Origin of the sequence: Alkalicoccobacillus porphyridii (assembly GCF_007293315.1) — a bacterium.
GTDB lineage: Bacteria > Bacillota > Bacilli > Bacillales > Bacillaceae_D > Alkalicoccobacillus > Alkalicoccobacillus porphyridii.
On sequence record NZ_VLXZ01000010.1, the window covers coordinates 1 to 22,406 of the forward strand.

Annotated in this window: 22 protein-coding genes; 12 read left to right on the forward strand and 10 right to left on the reverse strand. The window is 41.1% G+C overall.

Annotation, left to right across the window (positions count from 1 at the left end):
- Nucleotides 1-324: 324 nt before the first annotated feature.
- Nucleotides 325-951, reverse strand: a complete 627-nt coding sequence (locus tag FN960_RS15240) for a Crp/Fnr family transcriptional regulator (protein WP_185971059.1) — start codon at nt 949-951, stop codon at nt 325-327.
- 187 nt (nt 952-1,138) lie between these two features.
- Between FN960_RS15240 and FN960_RS15245 the strand changes: the two genes are divergently transcribed.
- From FN960_RS15245 to FN960_RS15255, 3 genes are read left to right on the forward strand one after another with little or no spacing between them, the layout of a single operon-like run.
- Entirely contained in the window at nt 1,139-1,981 is an 843-nt protein-coding gene (locus FN960_RS15245; protein WP_143849714.1) for an ABC transporter ATP-binding protein, read from the forward strand.
- Complete coding sequence (locus FN960_RS15250) at nt 1,914-2,702, forward strand: ABC transporter permease (protein ID WP_143849715.1); 789 nt, start codon at nt 1,914-1,916, stop codon at nt 2,700-2,702. Before FN960_RS15245 ends, FN960_RS15250 begins: the two co-directional genes overlap by 68 nt.
- A gap of 13 nt (nt 2,703-2,715) precedes the next feature.
- Entirely contained in the window at nt 2,716-3,720 is a 1,005-nt protein-coding gene (locus tag FN960_RS15255; RefSeq protein ID WP_260682031.1) for an ABC transporter substrate-binding protein, read from the forward strand.
- Nucleotides 3,721-3,812: 92 nt separating this feature from the next.
- On the opposite strand, the gene FN960_RS15260 is transcribed toward FN960_RS15255, so the two are convergent.
- From FN960_RS15260 to FN960_RS15275, 4 genes are all read right to left on the reverse strand, one after another.
- Entirely contained in the window at nt 3,813-4,742 is a 930-nt protein-coding gene (locus FN960_RS15260) for a DUF1186 domain-containing protein (RefSeq protein WP_143849716.1), read from the reverse strand.
- A gap of 20 nt (nt 4,743-4,762) precedes the next feature.
- Nucleotides 4,763-5,041 (reverse strand): hypothetical protein, encoded by a 279-nt coding sequence (locus FN960_RS15265; protein WP_143849717.1) that lies wholly within the window; start codon nt 5,039-5,041, stop codon nt 4,763-4,765.
- Nucleotides 5,042-5,653: 612 nt separating this feature from the next.
- The gene (locus FN960_RS15270) at nt 5,654-6,025 is read right to left on the reverse strand and encodes a thiol-disulfide oxidoreductase DCC family protein (protein WP_143849718.1); all 372 of its coding nucleotides are present in this window, start codon (nt 6,023-6,025) and stop codon (nt 5,654-5,656) included.
- 9 nt (nt 6,026-6,034) lie between these two features.
- Complete coding sequence (locus FN960_RS15275) at nt 6,035-6,580, reverse strand: histidine phosphatase family protein (RefSeq protein WP_143849719.1); 546 nt, start codon at nt 6,578-6,580, stop codon at nt 6,035-6,037.
- Between the two features lie 78 nt (nt 6,581-6,658).
- Between FN960_RS15275 and FN960_RS15280 the strand changes: the two genes are divergently transcribed.
- Nucleotides 6,659-7,084 carry a DUF1801 domain-containing protein gene (locus tag FN960_RS15280; RefSeq protein WP_143849720.1) on the forward strand — a complete coding sequence of 142 codons (426 nt, stop codon included), beginning with the start codon at nt 6,659-6,661 and terminating at the stop codon, nt 7,082-7,084.
- Here FN960_RS15280 and FN960_RS15285 read toward each other — a convergent pair whose 3' ends face one another.
- Nucleotides 7,085-8,860: an ABC transporter substrate-binding protein gene (locus tag FN960_RS15285; protein ID WP_143849721.1), complete on the reverse strand. Its 1,776-nt coding sequence runs from the start codon at nt 8,858-8,860 to the stop codon at nt 7,085-7,087.
- 127 nt (nt 8,861-8,987) lie between these two features.
- Here FN960_RS15285 and FN960_RS15290 point away from each other — a divergent pair, with 127 nt between their 5' ends.
- The 3 genes from FN960_RS15290 (at nt 8,988) to FN960_RS15300 (ending at nt 14,069) form a co-directional block, all read left to right on the forward strand.
- Complete coding sequence (locus FN960_RS15290; protein WP_143849722.1) at nt 8,988-10,220, forward strand: MFS transporter; 1,233 nt, start codon at nt 8,988-8,990, stop codon at nt 10,218-10,220.
- Nucleotides 10,221-10,457: 237 nt separating this feature from the next.
- The gene (locus tag FN960_RS15295) at nt 10,458-13,673 is read left to right on the forward strand and encodes a DEAD/DEAH box helicase (RefSeq protein ID WP_143849723.1); all 3,216 of its coding nucleotides are present in this window, start codon (nt 10,458-10,460) and stop codon (nt 13,671-13,673) included.
- A gap of 129 nt (nt 13,674-13,802) precedes the next feature.
- Entirely contained in the window at nt 13,803-14,069 is a 267-nt protein-coding gene (locus FN960_RS15300) for a transporter (protein WP_185971060.1), read from the forward strand.
- A gap of 16 nt (nt 14,070-14,085) precedes the next feature.
- On the opposite strand, the gene FN960_RS15305 is transcribed toward FN960_RS15300, so the two are convergent.
- Complete coding sequence (locus tag FN960_RS15305) at nt 14,086-14,646, reverse strand: GNAT family N-acetyltransferase (protein WP_143849724.1); 561 nt, start codon at nt 14,644-14,646, stop codon at nt 14,086-14,088.
- 42 nt (nt 14,647-14,688) lie between these two features.
- On the opposite strand from FN960_RS15305, the gene FN960_RS15310 reads away from it, so the two are divergent.
- Together FN960_RS15310 and FN960_RS15315 are read left to right on the forward strand one after the other, a co-directional pair.
- Nucleotides 14,689-15,162, forward strand: coding sequence for an NUDIX hydrolase (locus FN960_RS15310; RefSeq protein WP_260682032.1), 474 nt, complete (start codon nt 14,689-14,691; stop codon nt 15,160-15,162).
- 205 nt (nt 15,163-15,367) lie between these two features.
- Nucleotides 15,368-16,486 (forward strand): CAP domain-containing protein, encoded by a 1,119-nt coding sequence (locus tag FN960_RS15315; RefSeq protein WP_143849725.1) that lies wholly within the window; start codon nt 15,368-15,370, stop codon nt 16,484-16,486.
- A gap of 58 nt (nt 16,487-16,544) precedes the next feature.
- Here the strand turns inward: FN960_RS15315 and FN960_RS15320 are convergent, their stop codons facing one another.
- Nucleotides 16,545-17,873 (reverse strand): sodium-dependent transporter, encoded by a 1,329-nt coding sequence (locus FN960_RS15320; RefSeq protein ID WP_143849726.1) that lies wholly within the window; start codon nt 17,871-17,873, stop codon nt 16,545-16,547.
- Nucleotides 17,874-18,080: 207 nt separating this feature from the next.
- On the opposite strand from FN960_RS15320, the gene FN960_RS23375 reads away from it, so the two are divergent.
- The 3 genes from FN960_RS23375 (at nt 18,081) to FN960_RS15330 (ending at nt 20,148) form a co-directional block, all read left to right on the forward strand.
- Entirely contained in the window at nt 18,081-18,164 is an 84-nt protein-coding gene (locus FN960_RS23375; RefSeq protein WP_368854050.1) for a putative holin-like toxin, read from the forward strand.
- 244 nt (nt 18,165-18,408) lie between these two features.
- On the forward strand, nt 18,409-19,569 hold the full coding sequence (locus tag FN960_RS15325; RefSeq protein ID WP_143849727.1) for a DUF418 domain-containing protein: 1,161 nt from the start codon (nt 18,409-18,411) through the stop codon (nt 19,567-19,569).
- Nucleotides 19,570-19,638: 69 nt separating this feature from the next.
- Nucleotides 19,639-20,148 (forward strand): cupin domain-containing protein, encoded by a 510-nt coding sequence (locus FN960_RS15330; protein ID WP_260682033.1) that lies wholly within the window; start codon nt 19,639-19,641, stop codon nt 20,146-20,148.
- A gap of 707 nt (nt 20,149-20,855) precedes the next feature.
- Here FN960_RS15330 and FN960_RS15335 read toward each other — a convergent pair.
- Both FN960_RS15335 and FN960_RS15340 read right to left on the reverse strand, forming a co-directional pair.
- Nucleotides 20,856-21,098 carry a hypothetical protein gene (locus FN960_RS15335; RefSeq protein WP_143849729.1) on the reverse strand — a complete coding sequence of 81 codons (243 nt, stop codon included), beginning with the start codon at nt 21,096-21,098 and terminating at the stop codon, nt 20,856-20,858.
- Nucleotides 21,099-21,162: 64 nt separating this feature from the next.
- Entirely contained in the window at nt 21,163-22,401 is a 1,239-nt protein-coding gene (locus FN960_RS15340) for an alpha/beta fold hydrolase (protein WP_143849730.1), read from the reverse strand.
- Between the last annotated feature and the right edge of the window lie 5 nt (nt 22,402-22,406).

Here is a 22,406-nt window from a genome sequence, read left to right on the forward strand (position 1 = left end):
CCAAGAAAGAAGCTCTGCATAGCAAGAAGAACCAGCACAACACCAAGAGCCAGAGCGCGATACCAAGAAAGAAGCTCTGCATAGCAAGAAGAACCAGCACAACACCAAGAGCCAGAGCGCGATACCAAGAAAGAAGCTCCGTATACCAAGAAGAATAAGTGCCTTACCAAGAGCTCCACCTCCTTACCAAGATCAATTAGGACCATAGCAAGAAGATCGAACGTTTACCAAGAAAGGACTTCCCTCCTCGCGTATTGAAACATATCAATTTAAATCAAAACCCCTCTTTTCACAATGAAAAGGGGTGTTTTGATTTGAAACAACTTATACCATTTCCATAAACGAGTCTGGTTGCAATAAAGTAATTTGTTTTCGTTGATATGATATCAGTCCGGTGGTGGCCCATTTATTTAAAAGTTCTGTCACAGTTTGACGACTGCAGCCTATGAGGTGTGAAATTTCTTCGTGACTAATTGGTAGTTGAATTCTTTTGTTTTCGTCAGTAAGTGAAGTAAGAAACCATGCTAATCTGTGTGTGACGGGTTGATTAATTAAATTTTCTATTGTTTTTCTGGAATCGAGTAGTCCTTGGGCAAGCAACGTCATCATATGGATACAGAGCCACTGGTTTTCGTCCATGAGCTTTTGCAGTGTCTGTACTTGTAGTGAGTAAATGGTACATTTTGTCATACAACGAGCTGATCGTTCTCTTACCTGAAATCCTGCGAATGATTCCGTAACTCCAAATAATTCTTTTTCCTTACGCAGTAAAAAGGTCATGCCTTTCCCCGCTTCTATCTCTCGTGACGTTTTAACCCAACCTTCTTTAATGTAATATACATGGTTTGGAGCTTCTCCCGAATGATAAATAAATTCTTTTTTTGAGTAGACTTTCTTTTTTCCCTCTTTTTCAAACAGCTCTTTCACTTGAGAAATCTTGAACTCCTTCACTCTTACCCCTGCCTTCATCCAGGAATTTAACCCTGTTTATTAAGGAATTACAGGCATCCTTCAGAAAAATGTCATTTATCCGACACAAAAACCTATTTAATCGATAAGATTAATGATATAATAGCACATAATTCATATAAATTAACTTGGAATAAGGATTTTTTCTATCTAAAGGGAGTGAATATTGATGGCACAGGTTGTGCTAAAGAACATTCAAAAAGAATTTACAAAAAAAGATGTTCCGCTTACTGTCTTAAAAGATATTGATATTGAGATAAATCGCGGGGAATTTGTTTCCTTACTCGGTCCTTCCGGCTGTGGCAAATCTACACTACTAAACTTGGTAGCGGGTCTTGAGAAGCAGACCTCCGGAGAGCTAACGGTTAATGGAAACATGATAAAAGGGCCAGGCAATGATCGAATTGTTGTTTTTCAAGAGTCCGGTTTATTTCCTTGGATGAATGTTATTAATAATGTGATGTACGGCTTATTAATTAAGAAAATTCCTAAAGCCGAGGCTAAACAAAAAGCGATTGAGATTTTAAAAATGGTTCATCTTGTTCAATTTCAAGACTCATATCCGCACGAATTATCCGGAGGTATGAAACAACGGGTGGCGATTGCGCGGGCACTTGTTATGGATCCAGACATTCTTCTTATGGATGAACCCTTTGCTGCATTAGATGAGCAAACTCGGATGGTGCTTCACAGGGAGCTAGAGTCGATTTGGAGAAAAACAGGAAAAACGATTATTTTTGTTACACATAATATTCGAGAGTCATTAATGCTTTCAGATCGCATTCTTTTAATGGGAACCAGACCCGGCCATATTAAAAAGGAATACCGCGTCCAGGCTACCAGACCAAGAGATTCGGCTGACAGTGTGTTAGTAGATTTAGAAAGACGTATTTTGCGAGAGTTAGAACTAGAGATGGAGAAGGTATTAAAGGAGGAAATGGGAGATGACTACAATTATAAGGAGGATCACGTTTCTTCTCATCCTCATCGCAACATGGGAAGTGATATCTAAGTTAGGTCTCTTCCCTCAATTTTTATGGCCGCCTCTTCTCATTCCAAATGATCCGGGCGGAGTAACTGTTTTTGGAACCTTAATTAATGGGTTGATTTCTGGCCAAATCTTGCAAGCTACATTTACAACCCTTGGCAGACTTTTGATGGGTTTTGCAATAGCCATTACACTCGGATTACTCTTGGGCTATCTTATTGCTAGATATAAGTTAGTTGATGACACGCTCGGATTTCTCGTAACCGCGTTACAATCTATTCCAAGTATCGTTTGGTTCCCGCTTGCTATCGTTTGGTTTGGGCTAGGTGTTCAAGCCATTCTATTTATTGTAACCATTGGTGCCACTTGGACAATGACCGTATCTGCAAGCACCGGCTTTAAAAACGTGCCTCAGCTCTACACAAGGGTTGCCAAAACGATGGGGTCCTCTGGCCTACACATGTTTCGAACTGTGATCCTACCCGGATCAGTACCACATCTTATTTCCGGATTACGCGTGGCTTGGGCCTTTGCCTGGAGAGCCATTATGGCAGGGGAGCTTCTTGCAGGAAGTGGTGGACTAGGTCAGCTATTGGATATGGGTCGCTCCCTTCAATCAATGGATCTTGTTTTAAGTGTCATGATTATTATTGGTATTGTAGGTACAATTATGGATCACTTTGTTTTTCTACGGATGGAACGCTCCATTGCAAAAAAATGGGGAACATCAAACAACTTAGCATAAAGGAGTTTTACTAATGAAATTAAGAAACATGATGATAACACTTGCAGGATTAGGACTAATTACTACTGGTTGCGGTACCTCTGGTTCTAACGGTGAACCAGCCGAGGAAGTAAGGATTGGTTACTTCCCTAACCTCACTCACATCTCGACTATTATTGCGCTTGAAAACGGCTATTTTGAAGAAGAATTAGGTGAGGATATCACTATTGATACACGAACCTTTCCAGATGGAGGAGTGTTCATGGAGGCAATGGGAACAGACGCCATTGATGTAGGAACAGTCGGCCCAACTCCTGTCATTAACAACTACATTAAAAACCCTACCTTTGAAATTATTGCCGGTGCGGTAAATGGTGGTGCGGTACTAGAAGTACGGAATGACGCTGGCATTGATAGTGTAGAAGACCTAGATGGCAAACGAGTAGCTATACCAACGATAGGCAGTACTCAAGATATCATGCTGATGAAGGAACTACAGGATCATGGAATGGACGTTAATTCATCAGGTGGAACTGTAAACACCGTTCCACAAGCACCTGCAGATACGGCCGCTCTTTTTCTTGGAAATGATGTAGATGCTGCTGCAACACAAGAACCATGGGGAATTAATCTTGAAACTCACGCCGATGCTAAGCTATTACTCGGACCTGAAGAGTTTGCTTGGGGTGAAGACTCTACAAACACCGTTCTTGCAGCTCGCCAAGACTTTACAGAGGAAAACCCGGAGCTCACACAAGCCATCCTAAGCGCTTATGTTCGCGCGGTTGATTTCATCAACGAAAACCCTGATGAAGCCATCGATCTTTTTATCAATCACATTCAGGAAATCACAGGTAAAGAGCTGACCAGAGACGAGATTGAACAGGCTCTTGAACGAACATTCCCAACATACGAAATCAACGAAGATATCTTAACGGAGATGGCTAGCATAATTAAGGAAGCTGGTTATTCTACAAGTGATGATATTGATGGTTTAATTAATTTGGATTATCTGCAGGAAGTTTTAAATGAGCAATAAGCAGAGGGGAAGTTGATCTGCAACTTCGTTAGTATTTAACTAAAAGATCCAAGTCATGCCATCAGCATAGGCATGGTTCGGATCTTTGTTTTCTATAAGTGCTCATTATTCACACCTACTTGCTGCAGTCGTCTATCTTGGCTTGAAATGTGAAGGACAATCTCTTCTGAGAGTTCGAGTGTTTGATGAACATTCTCTAATGTGATAAACCATTCATCTACCCTTCCTTGCTCATAAGCTCTTTTAATTTCCTGATAGGTTTGATCAGGATATAAGGCTGTGCTCGACATAACAAGCTGTGTCATCACTTGCCAATTCTGCTCTTGCTTTAAACGATACTTATAATACGCCTGAACTTCACTGCGTTCTAATCGTTTCATAAATACTAATATAACCAAGGCCCGAATAGCCTGGCCCCTTGCGTAGGGATACACATGCTCTGATTCAATCAAAAGCAGCAATCGCGAAAGATTTCCATCGTACACTGAAGCTAGAATTCTCGCTCCATCATCCTGCAAAAAATGAGCCATTGGATGTTCCTCATCCGTTTCAGTTTGCATAAAGGACTCAATGAATACTGGGAATAATGCTGTGGCACCAAGCTCAGCAAGCAGATAGAGGGCATACACATGACCCACATAGTGCGGATGCTGAGAGCGAGATGCTTCATCCTTCACTAGCTGTAATAAATATGGGATCACTAATTCTTCATGACGAATGATTTGCTGATATGCTTTTTTTGAAAGCTTACTGCCCTGCAGATAGCTAATCATCGAGAGTTCTTCAACCAACTGCCGCTCCTTGATTGAATCGCGATTTAATTTAAAATATTGTATGGATGGCTCTGAAAATATATTGTCGTTTCTATTGCCTTTATCATCCACAATGTAATCAGTCAACCCTCTCTCTAGGGTATATAGCTTTGCTTGCGAAACCCCTGTCGGGCAGTTTGAAGCGATTGGAGGAATAAGAATATGTGTCGCTTGACTTAGATCTTTTACCTCCGTTATTTGATAAACCATCAGCTCACCCTTTAGCTTGATTATAATTCTCTAGTCAGATCATTGAGTGGTTGCTTTGAACTTGCATAATAGGTGGACAGTAAGGTTTCTACCTCAATTCCATTAATCGTAAGACCTTGAATATTGCAGTCCTCAATCGCTATATTCGTTAGTTCGCAATTACGAAGAACTACGTCATGGATCTTTTCATTTTCAATCCTTGAGTGAGATAAGCTTGACTGGATTTGTTCAGCAGAACGAAACCACCCTTTGAAACCTAAATGAAGATGATCTTTTTTTAAAAATGACGAGTAACCCATTCTTCCTCTCCCCTTATTTTCTGATTTTTCTAACAGTATACTCTTTTTCGATTCATTCTGCCAAGTAAATAAATAAAAAAAACCATCTTCTTATGAGATGGAGGGTTTGTGCAAAGGGCATATTGAAAGTGTTCAAGATTGAATAAAGGGCAGCTCATGATCCATTTTTTAGTCTGTCACTCCCACAAATTGGGGGTACGTTTACCTCGGGAGTATCCTCGCTAACGAGCTAAGCCCTTTTATCTCAATAAACATTTTTATCAAGGTCACTGAAAAAAGTCATCTAGAATTAAGATTATAGGCGCCGCTACAGGAGAACCCTACGCTTTCCACGGGAACGGCCTCAGCCCTTGAAGTGGAAGTGCGCCACTTCAATGTCGGTCTGCCTCGTTCTGTTCCGTAGGAGTCTACGGTTTCTCCTTCCGCTACTGTTCTGATCAAACAAATGACGAAGGTTCTTTTTAAGAAAATGAGGGCTGTTTTGACAAGAAGATTCACTATCATATAAAGCTTCTTTTTCAGTGGCCTCCTTTTCATCTCGCAGATGTCTGCCCTCCTATATTGTCCGCTTGTTTGCTAAAGTCGATCCTCTACTGTATTTTAACTGCTACATTAATAAGAAGGATAATCCTCCAAACGCCCAAACCACTCGTAGCGGTTTGTGGAAATAAATTGATAGAGGCTTACTCCCAGCTTATCAATAAATGGAATGAATAAAATCAAACCTATTCCAGCTGTTAATGGTAAATTAAGCAGGATTTTTCGTACCGTGTAAAACCCGGTTTTTATTTCGTTATTGGCTGTTATCATATGAATCTCATCATAGATATTGCGATTTTTAAGAAATCTGTACTTCGTATGGTGAATCTCTTGTAGCGGGTACCACTCTAATCTATTTAGCCAATCCATTTTAGTCACAAACGTTTTGATCGATTGGCAAAGCGGACACTCGGCATCGAATAAAATAAGATGTTTAGATGACATACTTACCTCCTATGCTCTCCATAATCTTGTTGTAGATAGCGTACGGTCTTCGTCTGCAGTTACTAGATACACATCAGGATTGCTCAGCTCTCTCCATTCCTTAAAACCATATCTTGAATCGACATAATTCAGGAGCAGCGATAAAAGGTTCCCGTGCGTTACGATTGCTACTCTCTCCTCTTTGCCTTCAAGTACCTCATCCAGAACCTCTACAACTCTTTTTTGAGCCGTATGACTAGATTCTCCATTGCCTACCACTTGATCCATGTCTTGAAAGGACAACTCTAATTTATCTAACCAATCCTCTAAAGGTTTTTTGCTTAAAACACGCTCAGTTAATCTCATTTCCAAAGTTAGTTCAAGTTGTTTTTGCTCTACTAAGGGATTCACGGACTGCACTGCGCGAGTGAAAGGGCTTGAAATCACCCGTTCAATTTCCTCATGTGCGAGAAACTCTGCTAGCTTTTCAGCCTGATGTCTTCCTTCCTCTGTAAGCTCTGCTTCTGGTTCTTGACCCGTTGCAGAACAGTGACGAATAAGATAGATAGATTTCATAGGCTCATTCCCCCATAATAGACGTATACTCTTATTTACCATCCCTGCTTAAATTTAAACATGATTGGAGCTGGTCTAATGTATGAACAAAAAACAAAACAAACAGATGCAAGTGTTATTGAATTTATTGAACAAGTAGATCATCCCAAAAAACGTGAAGACGCCTACAGGTTATTAGATTTATTCACTGAAACAAGTGGATATGAGGCAAAGATGTGGGGACCAAGTATTATTGGATTCGGACATTATCATTATCGCTATGATTCTGGTCACGAGGGGGATGCACCACTTGTCGGTTTCTCTCCGCGCAAAGCAAAAATTAGTCTTTATTTTGCAACAGGTGATACTGAACGTGAACAACTCCTAGCTACTCTCGGTAAACACACGAGTGGCAAAGCCTGTGTGTATATTAATAAACTTGCTGATGTAGATGAAGACGTTCTTAAAAAGCTGATTCAACAGTCGATTCTTTTTTTACAGGAGCGTTATCCTACTAAAAAGTAATTAATTTTTGTACCAAAGTTTATCATACTGAAGACGATTGTATCGATTAATTGTTACACCCTGTAATCGCTCGTCTACCTCGATATGCAAATGTGTTTTGCGATCATACAGATAAATAATATGGTGTTGATCCATTAGGAAACATTCAAGCACTCGCAATTTTTGATAGGCTTCCTCTGACGATGTACTTGTTACGATGTCTTCAATCTGCACATCAACATAGCTTTGTACATCTTTAGGAAGAGTCGAATAAATAAAACTTTTATCATTTTTCAACACATATAAAAAGGACATAAGTCTGTCCTCGCCCATTCCACCTGCAGCGATTATTAAATCTGTCTGATTCATTTGGTCTTTATTAGTGAGTTCATTGATGTCAACAATCTTTGTCTCAATGATTAACCCTAAAGGCTCAAGTGCTTGTTTGATTCTTTCCATTTCGTAGCCAAGATGTGCATTATGACTAAGACAAGTTGACGTCAGAGTTAAGGTTTTCCCATCAAATCCGTTTCCTTTAAACCATTGGCGAGCATTCTCTTTATTTGGTCGTTGGCGTAATGGTTCCACTGGCCTCTTAAAGAAACTATCCGGATACCACACTTTATAATGGGGATGGTGGGAAAAAAGTTCTTCGCGATCAAGGGCAAGGGATAGCATTTCTGGAAATTCTGGATGACAATGAATACCAGGCTTATTTCGATTAACAACCAGATAGGTCCCTCCAATTTCTGTATCAAACCAATCATAATGAACAGTATGCTTCGTATCATCTTGAATGATCCGATAGCGTACCTGTTTATGTCCAACTCTATCCTTCTTTGGAATCTGATATAGCTCTATTTGATCAAGCTGTGCCCTCAAACCAAAGTAATCCTGGTTTACATGAAGAAGTAAATACCCGTCTCGATGCTCTGCGATTTTATAAGGGCCTGTTCCAATTGGTTGTCTATTAAAAGTCTGCTTATCTTTTAAGTAGGAGGCAACAGGTAGAATGTTGGCTTTAGTACCGGCGAAGAGATGAGGAAATAAATAAATGGGTCTGTCTAGGTGGAATGTAATCGTATGTTCTGTGACTAATTCAATCGTTTCAATTGCCTGAAGAACCGATTGAAACCAACCAACTGCCCAGTCCTCTTTCCATAGTTCAATATTTTCCTTAATAACTCCTGCTGTTAAACGAGTATGATCATGAAACATGATTCCCTTTCGCAAGTAAAATGTCCAGCGTCTTCCGCTCATTTCCATATTATACGCATGAGCCAACTCATACTGAAAAGACATTGACTCTTGATCAAATCGAAGAAGTCGATTAAACACGTGGTCTGCAATATGACCCTCATGTCTTGATGTCGTGTGCATTGGATTAAGTGTTGATATTGGATAGTAATGAGGATAACTCAAAATATCGAGTCCTTCTGCTTGGTGAGTAGATGGTGTCCATTTAAATTGTGCTTCCACCCAATCAATAAGAGATTGTTGTAAAGGCGCTTCTTCCATATACAATAAGGCTTTTGAAACGTCTCCCCCTTTTATATAATCACGTATAATCTCCTCGTACACCTGATCTTTATTTAAAAGAAACGTGAGCTTAGATGCTTTTCCTCTTCCCGTACTCGCCTGCCACGTCAACCACCGCTTTTCTTGAAGCCTATGAATGATTGTTTTGGCATGTCGCTCGGAGCAATACAGCGAATCTGCAATGTCTCGTATGTATACATCTGAAAATGCCGGTCCCCATCTTTCAAAAAGGGTGAAGTAATGGTCTTCCAATTTCATCCTAGAAACCTCCTTTTAACAAAAGGGTGAAGTAATATTTTTTAACGCTGTATCTTTTTGTTCCTTCTTTTTCTTTGTACCATAAAGAGGTACGCATTACTACCTTATTTTAGAAAAGAGGAATCCTATGGCATTACGAAAAGAAGATATACTCCCCACTACTCCAAAATCATTATGGCGTAACCGATCCTTTTTACTTCTCTGGCTCAGTGGCTTTCTTGGAAACTTTGGCTTTCAAATTTATTCGATCGTTATTCCACTTTTAATTTATGAAATGACTCAAAGCCCACTTGCTATGAGCGGTATGCGTATCATGGAGTTTCTGCCGAATGTATTGCTTGGTATGGTTGCCGGTGTGATTGTAGATCGAATGCATCGAAAAAAAATTATGCTCATTACCGTTGGTTTGCAGTGGTTAGCCGTTACTTGCATTCTGTTTCTTCTTATTACACAAATGGTGGCAATGTGGAGTTTATTTCTCCTTGGCTTTCTATTCTCTAGCTCGGGTTATTTTAAAGCGAACGCTACTCATTCTGCGCTGCCTCAAATCGTTAGACGCGAGCAATTAACAGAAGCTAACTCAAAAATGGGCTTCACCGATACATTGGTACGCACCATTGGCCCTGGAGTAGCTGGTGCCTTGATTGCTATCAGTTCATTTACCGGAACACTCACAGTGCAATTTGTATGTATGACACTAGTTGTACTCACCGTCTGTTTTATACATATATCTCCCGCCCCACCAAGACCAAAGTCTATTGGTTTTATTGCAGACATGAAGGAAGGTATACACGAGCTTTTTCAAAACAAAACATTACTCACACCAACTGTTGCCGTAATCTTTCAAAACTTCGCCTCCAGCATGGTGATGGGGGTCTTAATCTTTTTCTCTGTCGATCAGTTAGGGTCTTCAGAAGCTGATGTTGGCTTAATGATTAGCTTAGGGGGTATTGGCGGATTGCTTGGTGCACTTTTAGTAAAACGGCTCTCCCTTAGGATATCTCGTGGAAAATTATATACATATACACAACTTGGGGAAGTGATGGGTTACGCGATTTTACTTATCGCTCAGGCATGGTGGATGATTGGAATCTCACTTGCCATCAGGACATTTGCAATTACGATTTCAAACATTCTTTACTTTTCAATAAGACAAGAGTTTACACCTAATCACTTACTGGGACGTGTGGCAGGCACTTCTTCTATGATGATGAAGCTAGCTACGCCATTAGGTTTATTTGCAGCCGGTTTATGGGCAGAGTATTTTTCCATACGTGTGCTATTTATCTTTACAATTTGTATATCAATCACGATTTTTTGCGTATTAATTCGAACAACATTTTATCGAGTAGTAAAATAAAATAGATTCGTAGTTCAGCTACAGTGTCTTGATTCACAGTCATAAACAATGATGTAGGTAGCCAATACAGTGCCGGTCCGACCCTTTCTACACGCAAGATTTGGGCATTTCCACATTCACTTATTAACTCAATTCTTAAAGACTCAGCGTGAGTCACTCCTCATATCTTTGGATAGCAATTAATACATATTGTATGATTTAATAGATACAATAATTAATGGTATCCGGAGGAAATATATGTTTTATGTTAATAAAGATGCTGTATCAGAAAGTTCTATAAAAGAACTGGCAGCAAATAGCCAGGTCTATCAGCGTGGATTTCAATATTACCGCGATGAGAGTGTCTCGCCACTTGTTTGGAATGACGCCAGGAGTGATAGACCAGCTGTTGAAGCAGAGGTATATGGATCAGATGATTATTTGACCACTGTTTATTTTTCAAAAGATGGTTTGATTATTGATGAAGATTGTAGCTGCCCTGCATTTGATAACTATGATGGACTGTGTAAACATCTTGTAGCCACACTGCTTGAGATTAATTATTTTGTTAATAAAGTACCGGCTCCTGTGACGGAACCTAAAACAAGCTCGGGGTTTGAACTCATTTCAGCCTTTCAAAAGCAATCACAAATAAATCGAATGCCTCAGCAGTCAAAGATTCCAGTCTCCATGGAGTTTGAATTATTTTTTCGAACAGATTATTATAATCAATTGATCGACACGTTAGAGATTCGTGCAAAGGTTGGCGAGAATAGATTGTATGTCATCCAAGAACTATCCTCTTTTGTGCGTAGTGTACATTTAGGTCTAAAGCGTGAGTTCACAAAAAACTTCACCTACGACCCTGCTATCTATGAAATTCAAACAGAGGACAGGGCTGTACTCGAGCTCATACTTAAGATTGATACAGCTAAGCAGTCTGATTCCATGTACCCGAGTGCACGCTCTAAAAATTACAGCATTCCACTGTGGTTCACTCACGAACTTCTTGAATTACTTAGTACAAGAAATGTTGTAACAGGTTATAGAAGACATCGCCCTCAGGCCATGACCATCCTTCCTAAGGAGCTGTTTAAGCCGATCGACATTCATCTCACTAAGCTTGATCAGGGTGAATTGGCGTCACTACAATTACGTCACGAATATGATTTCTTTGCAAAAGAATTTCGTGCCATCATGAGTGATCATATATTGTATTTACTTACAACAGAGCAAGCCAACATATTAGAAACACTCGTTATCAACAAAAAATACAATGAAAATCAATTATTAGCTGAATTTCATCAGAGTGAGATGGAAGCCTTCTGCTCCATTATTTTGCCGCAGATTAATCAGATAGCAAATGTGGACATTGATCAGGAGCTTGCATCACTCATTCAGCACGAGCCGCTGCAAGCCAAACTGCATTTAGATACTCAAAATGGACTTCTTACTGTGAAAATAACCTTTCAATATGGGGTTCACATTCTACATCCACTTGATGAAAAAGAAGAACAAATAGATAGCTCTGTCATTTTAGTGAGAGATGTTGAGAAGGAAGCCATTATTTTAGAATTGTTACACAGCTATCCTTTTATTCGAAATGAGGATCACTATCTACTAGATGATGAGGATCTATTTGCCCCATTTTTATTCGAACAAGTACCTGTACTTCAAGAATATATGGAGGTTTATACCACATCGGGCATCAGACAAATGATTACTCCTCTTAATCGACCACCAGCTGTAACAATTGCTCAAAATGAAAAATCAAACTGGCTTGATATCCATTTTTCGTTGGATGGTATTCCTACCGAAGAAATGTCAGAGGTTCTTCAAGCACTCAGAAGCAAGCAAACCTATTACAAGTTAAAAAGTGGATCCTTTCTAAATTTTAAAGAAGATCAGTTCACCAATATGAAGGATGCGCTTAACCAGTTGGGACCAGAAAAAGGTGCCTTATCTGAAAATCTTTCGGTACCACTATACAAAGCGTTGAGTTTAGAAGAAGAGTCAGCTGCTGCGATGAAGCTCTCTTCCCAGCTTCGAGATTTACTACGGAACATCAACCGACCCGATTTTATGGAAGGGAATAAGCCAGAAGGAATTACTGCAGATCTCCGAGAGTATCAGCTCACTGGCTACAGATGGCTGAGCACCCTTGAAAGTGTTGGACTTGGTGGCGTATTAGCGGACGATATGGGACTAGGGAAAACATTGCAGACGATTACCTTTATTCAAGGGGTGTTAAACAAGCGCCCACATGCTTCGATTTTGGTTATTGCTCCCGCTAGTCTTATTTATAACTGGCAGCGAGAATTCCAACGCTTTGCGCCAGGCATTGATGTTGAGCTTTTAGTAGGTTCAAAAGCTGAGCGCACTCAGAAGAAAAATGAGTCGACTGCTTCTGTTTGGATTACATCTTATCCGCTTATCCAACGAGATAGCGAGCTTTACAACGATAAGAGCATGGATATTTTAATCCTTGATGAAGCGCAGGCTATTAAAAATGACACATCCAAAACAGCAAAGTCCGTACGTGCCATTCAAGCGAGTAGCACATTTGCATTAACTGGTACACCGATAGAAAATCGATTGGACGAGCTATATTCATTGTTTCACACTCTTTTACCTGGCAGTTTAGGGACAAAAAAAGCATTCAAAGAGATGCAGAGCTCAGACATTGCCAAACGAGTGAACCCGTTTATTCTTCGTCGAATGAAAAAGGATGTTTTAACAGAGCTACCAGATAAAATTGAACTGACCCAGTATATCGACCTGACAGATGATCAGAAAAAGCTGTACGCTGTTCAAGTCAAAGAATTAACAAAAGATGTAAAAGAAGCATCTCGTACTGGACAATTCCAGGAAAAACGTATGCAATTCCTGGCAGGCCTAACCAAGCTAAGACAGATATGTTGTCACCCGAACTTAGTGGCAGGTACAAATCAATCTTATACATCAGGTAAATTGGATCGTTTAGTTGAATATGTTGAAGAGGGCTTAGCCGCAGGACAACGTATGGTTATCTTCTCTCAGTTCACCTCGATGCTCGCCATTATCCGTGAGACATTTGCCAAAAAAGAATGGACCTATCATTACCTTGATGGACAAACACCAACTGCCGAACGGTTGCAGCTAACAGAACGTTTTAACAAAGGAGAGCATGAACTCTTTCTTATTTCGATGAAGGCTGGAGGAACAGGCCTAAACCTCACTGGAGGCGACACGGTCATCCTATATGATACCTGGTGGAACCCAGCGGTTGAGCAACAAGCAGCTGATCGTGTCTATCGTTTTGGTCAAAAGAAAAATGTGCAAGTCGTCAAATTCATTTCAACTGGAACCATTGAAGAGAAGATGCTAGCACTACAAGAGAAAAAGAAGCATTTAATTGAAGAGGTCATCCATTCAGGAGAAAAAACAGGAACGAGTCTCACAGCAGAAGAAATCCAAGAATTATTGCTTACTTAGATAAAAGGAGAAATGGACATTACCTAGAGGTATGCCATTTCTTTTTTGTTGAATGTTTGTCGCGGTCTTCTCACATCTATAGGCACATGAACATAACCTGTTGTATGACCTTTTGTGATAAGGAGTGACATGATGTATCGTATCCCACCGCCACCCCAAGGATTAGCTCCACCCCCATCCTTCTCACCTCCGATTCCAGCTTGGCAAATGGGGCCAAGTGGTATTCGGATGTGTCTATACAGACCTACATTTATCTGGATGCGTAACGGAAACAGCTTCTGGTTCTTTCCCACTTTTGTTGGCAGACAAAGTGTCATTGGCTATCGCTGGGGCCGGTTTGGCTGGTTTAACTATATAATTGAGCAGCAACGAATTCGTTCGTTTTGGTGCCTTTAATGATGCGGAGTGGTTTCTACTGCTCCGATTTTTGGTTTGGAGTATAGATTATCAACCAGCAATCACGATATTGCCCTTCATGCCATTCATGCTCAGGCAGACGCTTCTGCTTCACAAATCCACATTTTTCATAACAGGCTAAAGCTCTTGTATTCGTAACCTGAGGATCCATCACAACCTGCTCTACTTTTAATTCTATTGTTAAAAAATCAGTCATTGTCTGGACTAGTATTGTTCCAATCCCTTTATTCCAGAAGTCTTTCTCACCAATGAATTGATCTAAACCATAAATGAGACTTTTGTTATCCATTAATCCATAGGTTTTCCTCTCCTCTTCATCAATAGGATAATATTGCACATAGCCAATGGTTTGACCTTCCCACTCTACTGCACATCTATTTGTGCGATCCGTTTGTTTATAAAACTTCCTCTGAACCATTTCTAGGTCAAACGGATGGTCACGCCCTTCATAAAACTGTAATACCTCTGGATCAGAGAGCCATTTTGTTAGTCTATAAGCATCTTCTTTTACTAGCGGACGGACATTTAACTGCTCTCTTTTAATCAATGGATTCATCCTCTTTTCTATAGACTTGTGAGATGTAGGCGAGTACACTTATTGGTATATATTGTACATAATAGAAATGAGCTGATTGAAGTGGAACGTATTGATGTGGCGTCTGTACTCGTCTTTGATGACAACAGAAACATACTGTTAGTGAATAATAAAAAAGGTAGTACCTCGTACTGGTCACCTCCTGGTGGTGCAGTTGAAGCTGGCGAAACACTTGAAGAGGCTGCTGTTCGAGAGGCATTTGAAGAAACGGGTTATCACGTAGAGATTGGCAAATTTCATTCTGTTCGCGAACTATTTTTTTATGAGGCGAATCATCACGTTATGATTTTCACCTTTTATGCAAAAATCATTGGTGGGAGTGTACAGATAAATGATCCCGACCAAGATATTCTTGACATCCATTGGATGGATCATGAAACCGCTAGAACATGTATGTCTGATATATTTAATGAATTACAGCTAGATACAGAGCCTTCCGAGCTTACGTCATTTTATCAGTTTGTTGACAGGAAGTAGTTCCTATTCTCTATACATACGTCTATAACTTCCTCTACATTTACATATTCTTTTCCTTTTAAAATTCTCATCATTGTCACGTTTGTCGTCCTTATCCTCTAAGGTTATCGCTCAATTATTTGACGAATGCCTATGTCTATCACGTATAATTTATACTATACATTGTTAGACTAGCAATGTAATAGACTAAAAAAGGACGTGAACAATGAAACGATTTATTTTATTGCTTGTTATTGTTTTAGTCGCTTATGGCTCAAGAGATTATTGGTGGGACGCTGCAAAAGAACAGGTTCCAGCATCTATAATAGATTCCTTTCAATCATTGCAGCAAACAATAGAGAATGACCTGTCCCTTGATGGCATTGCTCAATACTTCGATTCTTTACTTTCTGGTGAGACCCGCCTGGCATTACCTAACAATGAGAATGAGCAGATTGAGGTAGATGCTCCCACTTTAACTGCACCGGACGAACAATTATTTTCTGTGCACAACATTGAATTAGGTGACTCTCGTTCAGACGTAGAGGAAGAAACCGGGGAACCTATGCGATCTACTGAGAATGAATACGGGGTTGACTGGGTAACGTACCATGAAGAATATCATAATTTTGTCATGGTCGGATATGATTCAGAAGATCATGTGATCGGTCTTTATTCGAATCAGGATCTAATTTCCTCTCCAACTGAAATTACCTATGGAACTGATAAAAATGAAGTTCGCGAACAACTAGGCGATCCCGAAACATCGGTGAGAAAAGGTATGTTTAGTTATCAAGTAAATCAGGACGAGGAGTATGATTTATTCCAGATTGACAATAGCTATGTCACCATTTTTTATGATGAACACCGGGATGACACCGTCACTGCTATTCAAATCATCGAGTATGACTTAGAACAAAGCAAGGACGAACTATATACAGAACCGAATGAACAGTTAACTGAGGGATTTGAGTATCAATTGTTTGATTTAACAAACGCAGCAAGAGTTGTACATGGGCTACCCGTTCTGACTTGGGATGATAATGTTAAAGAAACCGCACGAAAGCATAGTACAGACATGGCTGAAAACAACTACTTTGGCCATACCAACCTGGAAGGCGAGTCTCCATTTGACCGGATGCAGCAGGATGATATTCGATTCATCACAGCTGGCGAAAACTTAGCTCATGGTCAGTTTAGCAGCATCTTTGCACATGAAGGATTGATGAACTCCTTAGGGCATAGAGAGAATATTCTTCAGGAAAGCTTTGAGCAGCTTGGTGTCGGAGTAGCCTTTAATGAGCAGGCACAACCATTTTATACGGAGAAGTTTTTTACAAGCTGATAATGAGGAAAACGGAGCCGCACTTCACATGTGGCTCCGTTTTTATATGTGTTCTCACCTACATTAATCCAAAAATAAACACAATCAATATAACCATTGGTACAATGGTTTGCATGAGTAAATACCACCATTCGGCCGTTTCTCCTAATCGACCACTTTCTAGCTTGTATTGCTCGATCAGTAGATCTTTTTTAACTTTAAATCCAATAAATAAAGCAATAAACAAACAGCCTAGCGGAAGCATAACATTGGAGACAAGGAAATCGGTTAAATCAAAGACATTTCTTTCAAACAAAATAACCTCACTTAACAAGTTGTTAGATAATGCAGCTGGTATGCCTGCTACAATGACGAGCAACCCACAAATAATCGCCACATTAATTCGTTTATATGCCTTGTTTTGTGTAAAAGCAGAGATCATAATCTCTAATAGACTAAAGGATGAAGTAATGGTCGCAAAGAAAAACAAGAGTAAGAACATACTCAAGAACAGCGCACCAAAAGGTAATTGCTCAAACACGGTAGGCAGGATCACAAAGAGTAGATTTGGGCCTGAGTCAGGTTCAAGATTAAAGGCAAAAACTGCAGGAAAAACCGCAAGACCTGCTAATAAAGAAACGACAAGATTTAAGATGACAATATACCCCGCTGACCGAGGCAAGCTCTGCTCATTTCCTAGATAAGAGCTATAGGTAACCATACACGAGAATCCAACAGCTAATGAGAAGAAGGATTGTCCAAGTGCTTCGAGGATTCCGTCTGTTGTGATGCTATAGAAGTCAGGATTCAAAAAGAAGCGGACTCCCTCCATTGCTCCTTCTAGCGTCAAGCTACGCACGATGATAATTAATAAGAAAACAAATAATAGCGGCATTAGAAATTTATTTACCTGCTCAATTCCTTTTTTTATGCCTAGTGAAAGGACCATTACATTCAGTCCAATAAATACAACCAGTCCCGTGATACTAATGACCGGACTTCCTACGACTGCGCCAAACAGTGCATCGTAATTACCACTTGGATGCAGAATCGAACCGGTTAAAGCCAAATACACATAGGTAAGAATCCAACCACCGATCACCGAATAAAAGGTGAGCAATAAGAAACATCCCACTACACCAAACCGACCAATCCACTTCCAAAGGCCCGTAGCCTGGAGCTTTTCATAGGCGGAGACGGCCTCTCTTTTAGAGCCTCGTCCAATAATAAATTCCGAAATTAATAGTGGCATGCCAATAAATAAGGTAAAAAATATAAAGATCAGGAAAAAAGCCCCGCCACCATTCATACCAGTTAAATATGGAAATCTCCATAAGGCGCCAAGTCCAATGGCTGCCCCTGCTGAAGCTAAAATAAAACCTACTTTTGAAGACCATTGTTCATTCATACATTACTGCTTGTTGCAGCGTACACCTTCCTTCACAAACCGAATAGACTAACTTTGCTTGTTTAAAGTAAAAAAGTCAAGCAGTCCTTAGAATCTGGGACCAAAGCTGTCTATATCGTTCTTCCGTTATCTTGTATACTAACTAGTAGCTGATTCTCTTTCATACGGGGCTGGCAGCACCTCTTGATAAAGGGGGTGAGGCCATTCATGACAGTTTATGAGGTATTGACCATCATGATTAGTTTTTCCATGTTAGTCATTGCCATTCTGTCTTTCAGAAATGAAAAATAAGCCCCGTATATGAGTTGACCGCTCTCGGGGCTTATTCTTTGCTCTATTTGCGCCAGTCTCTATGAGATCAGCTGTCTGACTCCGGTGCACTGCACCTGAGTCAGACTTTTTAGTTTATATTGTGTGTGTATTTATTATACGGATCAAGCGATGTTTACGCAATAGGCGTATTGTTTTAAAAAATACTGAAACCTCTGCACTTATTTTTCGAATAGATGTTCATAAGATAACAAAGGAGACTCTCATGCAGACAAATTCTTCGCGCATTCGCTTGCTGGACATTTTAAGAGGTTTTGCTATTATCGGAACGCTCGGTACAAACATTTGGTTATTTGCTGATCCTGGTGCTTCCCTCTTCATTCTAACATTAGATGAGACAACAAATCGTTTAGATTATTGGGTTCATTTGTTCTTTTCCATTTTTATAAATGGGAAATTGCTAGGATTATTAACTATCATGTTTGGGATCGGGCTAGAAATGAAATATCGAAAAGCGTTACGCGATGATCTCCCCTGGAAAAAAATGTACCTATGGACCATGCTACTACTGTTTTTGGACGGCTTGCTTCATTATATTCTTGTATTTGAATATGACATCCTGATGAGTTATGCCATAACAGGTATGATTGTTGCTTTTTTAGTAGGCTGTCGCGAAAAAGTTATGAAACGGTGGATGGCTAGCGCTGCTTCCATACACATCCTAGGATTAACTGTGATGACAATGGCGTGGGTCTGGATGTTTCAAGAGGAAGAAATTTTATCAGAAATCATACAAGAGTTTAGTGTTTCTGAAATCATATACACCTCTTCATCCTATCTTGAGCAGGTTCACTTTCGATTGTCTAATTTTATAAGTATGCGTTTTGAAGCGATCGCTATTATCTTTATGAACATCTTTCTTTATTTAGTAGGCATACGCCTGTATCGTTCAGGAGCATTCTCCGATGACGAAAGAGGACGCGCTAAACGAAAAAAGCTTTTAGTCTGGGGACTCGGTCTTGGAATTCCTTTAAACGCTCTTATTATGATTCCAGGGCAAATCTTTGATTTATTCACTCGGTATTTATTCGCTCCTGTTCTATCCCTTGGCTACATCGGTCTGCTTGCATTTTTAAGTGAGCGTAATTGGGTATCTTGGCTACTCGCTAGGTTTGAAGTTATTGGAAAGTGCGCGCTGAGTTGTTATGTACTTCAGAATCTCTTAGCGTCCATCATTTTTTACAGCTGGGGATTTGGCCTCGCCCCTTCCACAAATGTTTACCTTATCGTTGGAGCATGGATCTTCATAACCGTTGTCATGATGCTGGTTGCTCACATCTTCGTTAAGACCATGGGAACAGGCCCTTTAGAATGGATATGGCGTAAGCTTTCGTATGCACCGTTTAAAAAGATATCTACTAAATGACTGATGTCACTACTCACCCCCTTTTAAGACAGATAAACTATTTTTATATTAAGAAAAGAGGTGGCTAGCTTGGAACTCCTACACCCTGATGGCAGAGTCATTCGCTATCTTGAGCGTCATTCAGACCATAAAGGAGACTATCTGTTACTCGAACACCGTATTCCAACACCACGAATCATGAGCGGCCCACATTGGCACCCTCACTTAGTGGAAACATTTACAGTACAAGAAGGCACGATGAAGTTAATCATTGATAAAAAAGAAATGCTGCTTCACGCTGGCGAAACCTTAACCATTGAACCTAATCAAACACATCAATTCTGGAACATCGGCGAGCAAGCATTGATCGTCCAGCATAAAATTCAACCACCCGGAAAGCATGGAGACATGTTTCGCCTTATCCATAAACTCGAAACAGAAGGTAAACTAACAAGCAAAGGCATACCTAAAAATCCTCTTTGGCTAGGCCTTGCCTGGGAATGTATCGATGGATATCTAGTTGGACCTCCACCACTCATTCAACGTACCCTACTCGGAGGGCTAGCTGCTCTTGCTAGACTTCGTGGTTATAAAATATAAGGAAATCGTTAAGGACATTAGAATTCTAGAAAACTTGTAAGTGGTGGATGATGGGAAGGACAAGTCGGATCGGATCGCTTTCGTGGACTTCGCGCCGATTCCACGTCTCCTCCCGCCGCTTTCGGGGGCTTCGCGCCGATTCCGCGTCTCTTCCCGCCGCTTTCGGGGGCTTCGCGCCGATTCCGCGTCTCTTCCCGCCGCTTTCGGGGGCTTCGCGTCGATTCCGCTTCTCCTCCCGCCGCTTTCGGGGGCTTCGCGCCGATTCTGCTTCTCCTCCCGCCGCTTTGGGGGGCCTCGCGCCGATTCCGCTTCTCCTCCCGCCGCTTTCGGGGGCCTCGCGCCGATTCCACGTCTCCTCCCGCCGCTTTCAGGGGCTTCACGCCGATTCCACGTCTCCTCCCGCCGCTTTCGGGGGCTTCGCGCCGATTCCGCGTCTCCTCCCGCCGCTTTCAGGGGCCTCGCGCCGATTCCGCTTCTCCTCCCGCCGCTTTTGAGGGCTTCGCGCCGATTCCACGTCTCTTCCCGCCGCTTTCGGGGGCCTCGCGCCGATTCTGCTTCTCCTCCCGCCGCTTTCGGGGGCCTCGCGCCGATTCTGCTTCTCCTCCCGCCGCTTTTGTGGGCCTCGCTTCGATTCCGCTTCTCCTCCCGCCGCTTTCGGGGACTTCGCGCCGATTCCACGTGACGAGAGGGATCTAAACTGTATCTTTTTACATATTTAAATTTATACCCTTCGTTCCTGACAAACCTATCTCATTTCCGATAACGGCTTCTCTTTCCCGATATCCACCTCTCTTTCCCGATATCCTCATCTCTTTCCCGATATCTACTCCTCTTTCCCGATATCCGCCACTCTTTCCCGATATCCACTCCTCTTTCCCGATATCCACTCCTCTTTCCCGATATCCGCTCCTCTTTCCCGATATCCTCCGCATCGATTCTATCCCACTCAAACACCCCCACGCCCATCACTCCAACCCCAAAATAAAAAAAGAGCCTAGGCTCTTTTTCAACTAATCACGCTCCACCTGCATTTTCACCAAGAAAATTCAAAAGTTTCTCCCAGGAATCAGTGGTTGCTGCTGCGTTGGCTTCTTTTGTTCCTCCAAAATTCATGATCATGCCTCCGCCTACATGCATGTTCACGTTGGCTGGCATTCCTGGTAGGGCGTATGGGAAGGCTAAGAAGTGTCCTGCCTTCTCGTATGCTAAGCATTCCAGAGGATATTCTGTCAGGTTCTCCTTAATTCGTTCAGCGAACCTAGCTGCTGGCCACACTTGATCGTCGCCACCAGCTATTAACATGACGGGAGCTTTGATATTTTCTACCTGAATTCGAGATGATTCATTTGCTTCTAATGAAGATAAGCTGTTCTCCCAAATAGATAAGAATGAGACTGGCCTCCTAGTCAGCATTCCACCAAACATGGAAAACATCTGGGCTGGTCGATATTTAAAGGTGAGATAAGGTAGGTCTTGTTCATTTAAGGTCCACGAAGGAATAGGAGCATAAATCGTATTTCTTAAACCGGATGTAACATACGCACTTGGCGCTCCAGCCACGACTGCGGAAAATTCATCATATATTGAAGCGATAAGTAACGCTAGCTCTGCACCACGAGAGTAGCCAATCAATGCAATTTTTTCAACCTGAGCCTGTTCTTTTAACCACTGGATGGCTTGGTGCACATACTCCAATGGGATTCTATGCAGGTCCTTAGGTACACCGCTCTGACCAAAGTAAGCTAACGCCAAAACCGTATAGCCTTTTGAGGCCAATAACGCTGCTGCATGCTCTTGTATCTCACCGTCCGAACCTCCTAGAAGCAGTACAACTGGTTGCTTTTGCTTATGGCTAGAGTAAAAAAATGTCCCAACAATTCCATGATCCTTTATTTTTTTTCGTAAAATATCCCCTCGGTAAAAACAACGTTTCAAGCGAATAGAGGTATCTTGACTGTCTTGTCGCTTTAAAACAAGCTCTATTTTAAGATCACGTGCATTAGATTTATAAAAAAAGTCTCCGTAACTACTTTTCTCTTTATCTGCCTTCCAAAATAACTGATCGACTTCAGAACGAGTAAGGGTCCTCTCTCCGTTTGTATTAAGCTGATAGGAGGTCAAGCATGTGAACAGATTGCCCTTTTCATCTCGAATCCTTGTTTCAATACTAACCTCTTCATTAGGCTCACAGCCGCTGATTTGAACCGTGAGCTCTTCATCTATAAACGACTCCAATGACGATACATTTAACATATTAT

Coding starts and splice junctions, on each gene's coding strand:
- FN960_RS15245 (WP_143849714.1), top strand. CDS start 1,139: ATGGCACAGGTTGTGCTAAAGAACATTCAAAAAGAATTTACAAAAAAA.
- FN960_RS15250 (WP_143849715.1), top strand. CDS start 1,914: ATGACTACAATTATAAGGAGGATCACGTTTCTTCTCATCCTCATCGCA.
- FN960_RS15255 (WP_260682031.1), top strand. CDS start 2,716: ATGAAATTAAGAAACATGATGATAACACTTGCAGGATTAGGACTAATT.
- FN960_RS15260 (WP_143849716.1), bottom strand. CDS start 4,742: ATGGTTTATCAAATAACGGAGGTAAAAGATCTAAGTCAAGCGACACAT.
- FN960_RS15265 (WP_143849717.1), bottom strand. CDS start 5,041: ATGGGTTACTCGTCATTTTTAAAAAAAGATCATCTTCATTTAGGTTTC.
- FN960_RS15270 (WP_143849718.1), bottom strand. CDS start 6,025: ATGTCATCTAAACATCTTATTTTATTCGATGCCGAGTGTCCGCTTTGC.
- FN960_RS15275 (WP_143849719.1), bottom strand. CDS start 6,580: ATGAAATCTATCTATCTTATTCGTCACTGTTCTGCAACGGGTCAAGAA.
- FN960_RS15280 (WP_143849720.1), top strand. CDS start 6,659: ATGTATGAACAAAAAACAAAACAAACAGATGCAAGTGTTATTGAATTT.
- FN960_RS15285 (WP_143849721.1), bottom strand. CDS start 8,860: ATGAAATTGGAAGACCATTACTTCACCCTTTTTGAAAGATGGGGACCG.
- FN960_RS15290 (WP_143849722.1), top strand. CDS start 8,988: ATGGCATTACGAAAAGAAGATATACTCCCCACTACTCCAAAATCATTA.
- FN960_RS15295 (WP_143849723.1), top strand. CDS start 10,458: ATGTTTTATGTTAATAAAGATGCTGTATCAGAAAGTTCTATAAAAGAA.
- FN960_RS15300 (WP_185971060.1), top strand. CDS start 13,803: ATGATGTATCGTATCCCACCGCCACCCCAAGGATTAGCTCCACCCCCA.
- FN960_RS15305 (WP_143849724.1), bottom strand. CDS start 14,646: ATGAATCCATTGATTAAAAGAGAGCAGTTAAATGTCCGTCCGCTAGTA.
- FN960_RS15315 (WP_143849725.1), top strand. CDS start 15,368: ATGAAACGATTTATTTTATTGCTTGTTATTGTTTTAGTCGCTTATGGC.
- FN960_RS15320 (WP_143849726.1), bottom strand. CDS start 17,873: ATGAATGAACAATGGTCTTCAAAAGTAGGTTTTATTTTAGCTTCAGCA.
- FN960_RS23375 (WP_368854050.1), top strand. CDS start 18,081: ATGACAGTTTATGAGGTATTGACCATCATGATTAGTTTTTCCATGTTA.
- FN960_RS15325 (WP_143849727.1), top strand. CDS start 18,409: ATGCAGACAAATTCTTCGCGCATTCGCTTGCTGGACATTTTAAGAGGT.
- FN960_RS15340 (WP_143849730.1), bottom strand. CDS start 22,401: ATGTTAAATGTATCGTCATTGGAGTCGTTTATAGATGAAGAGCTCACG.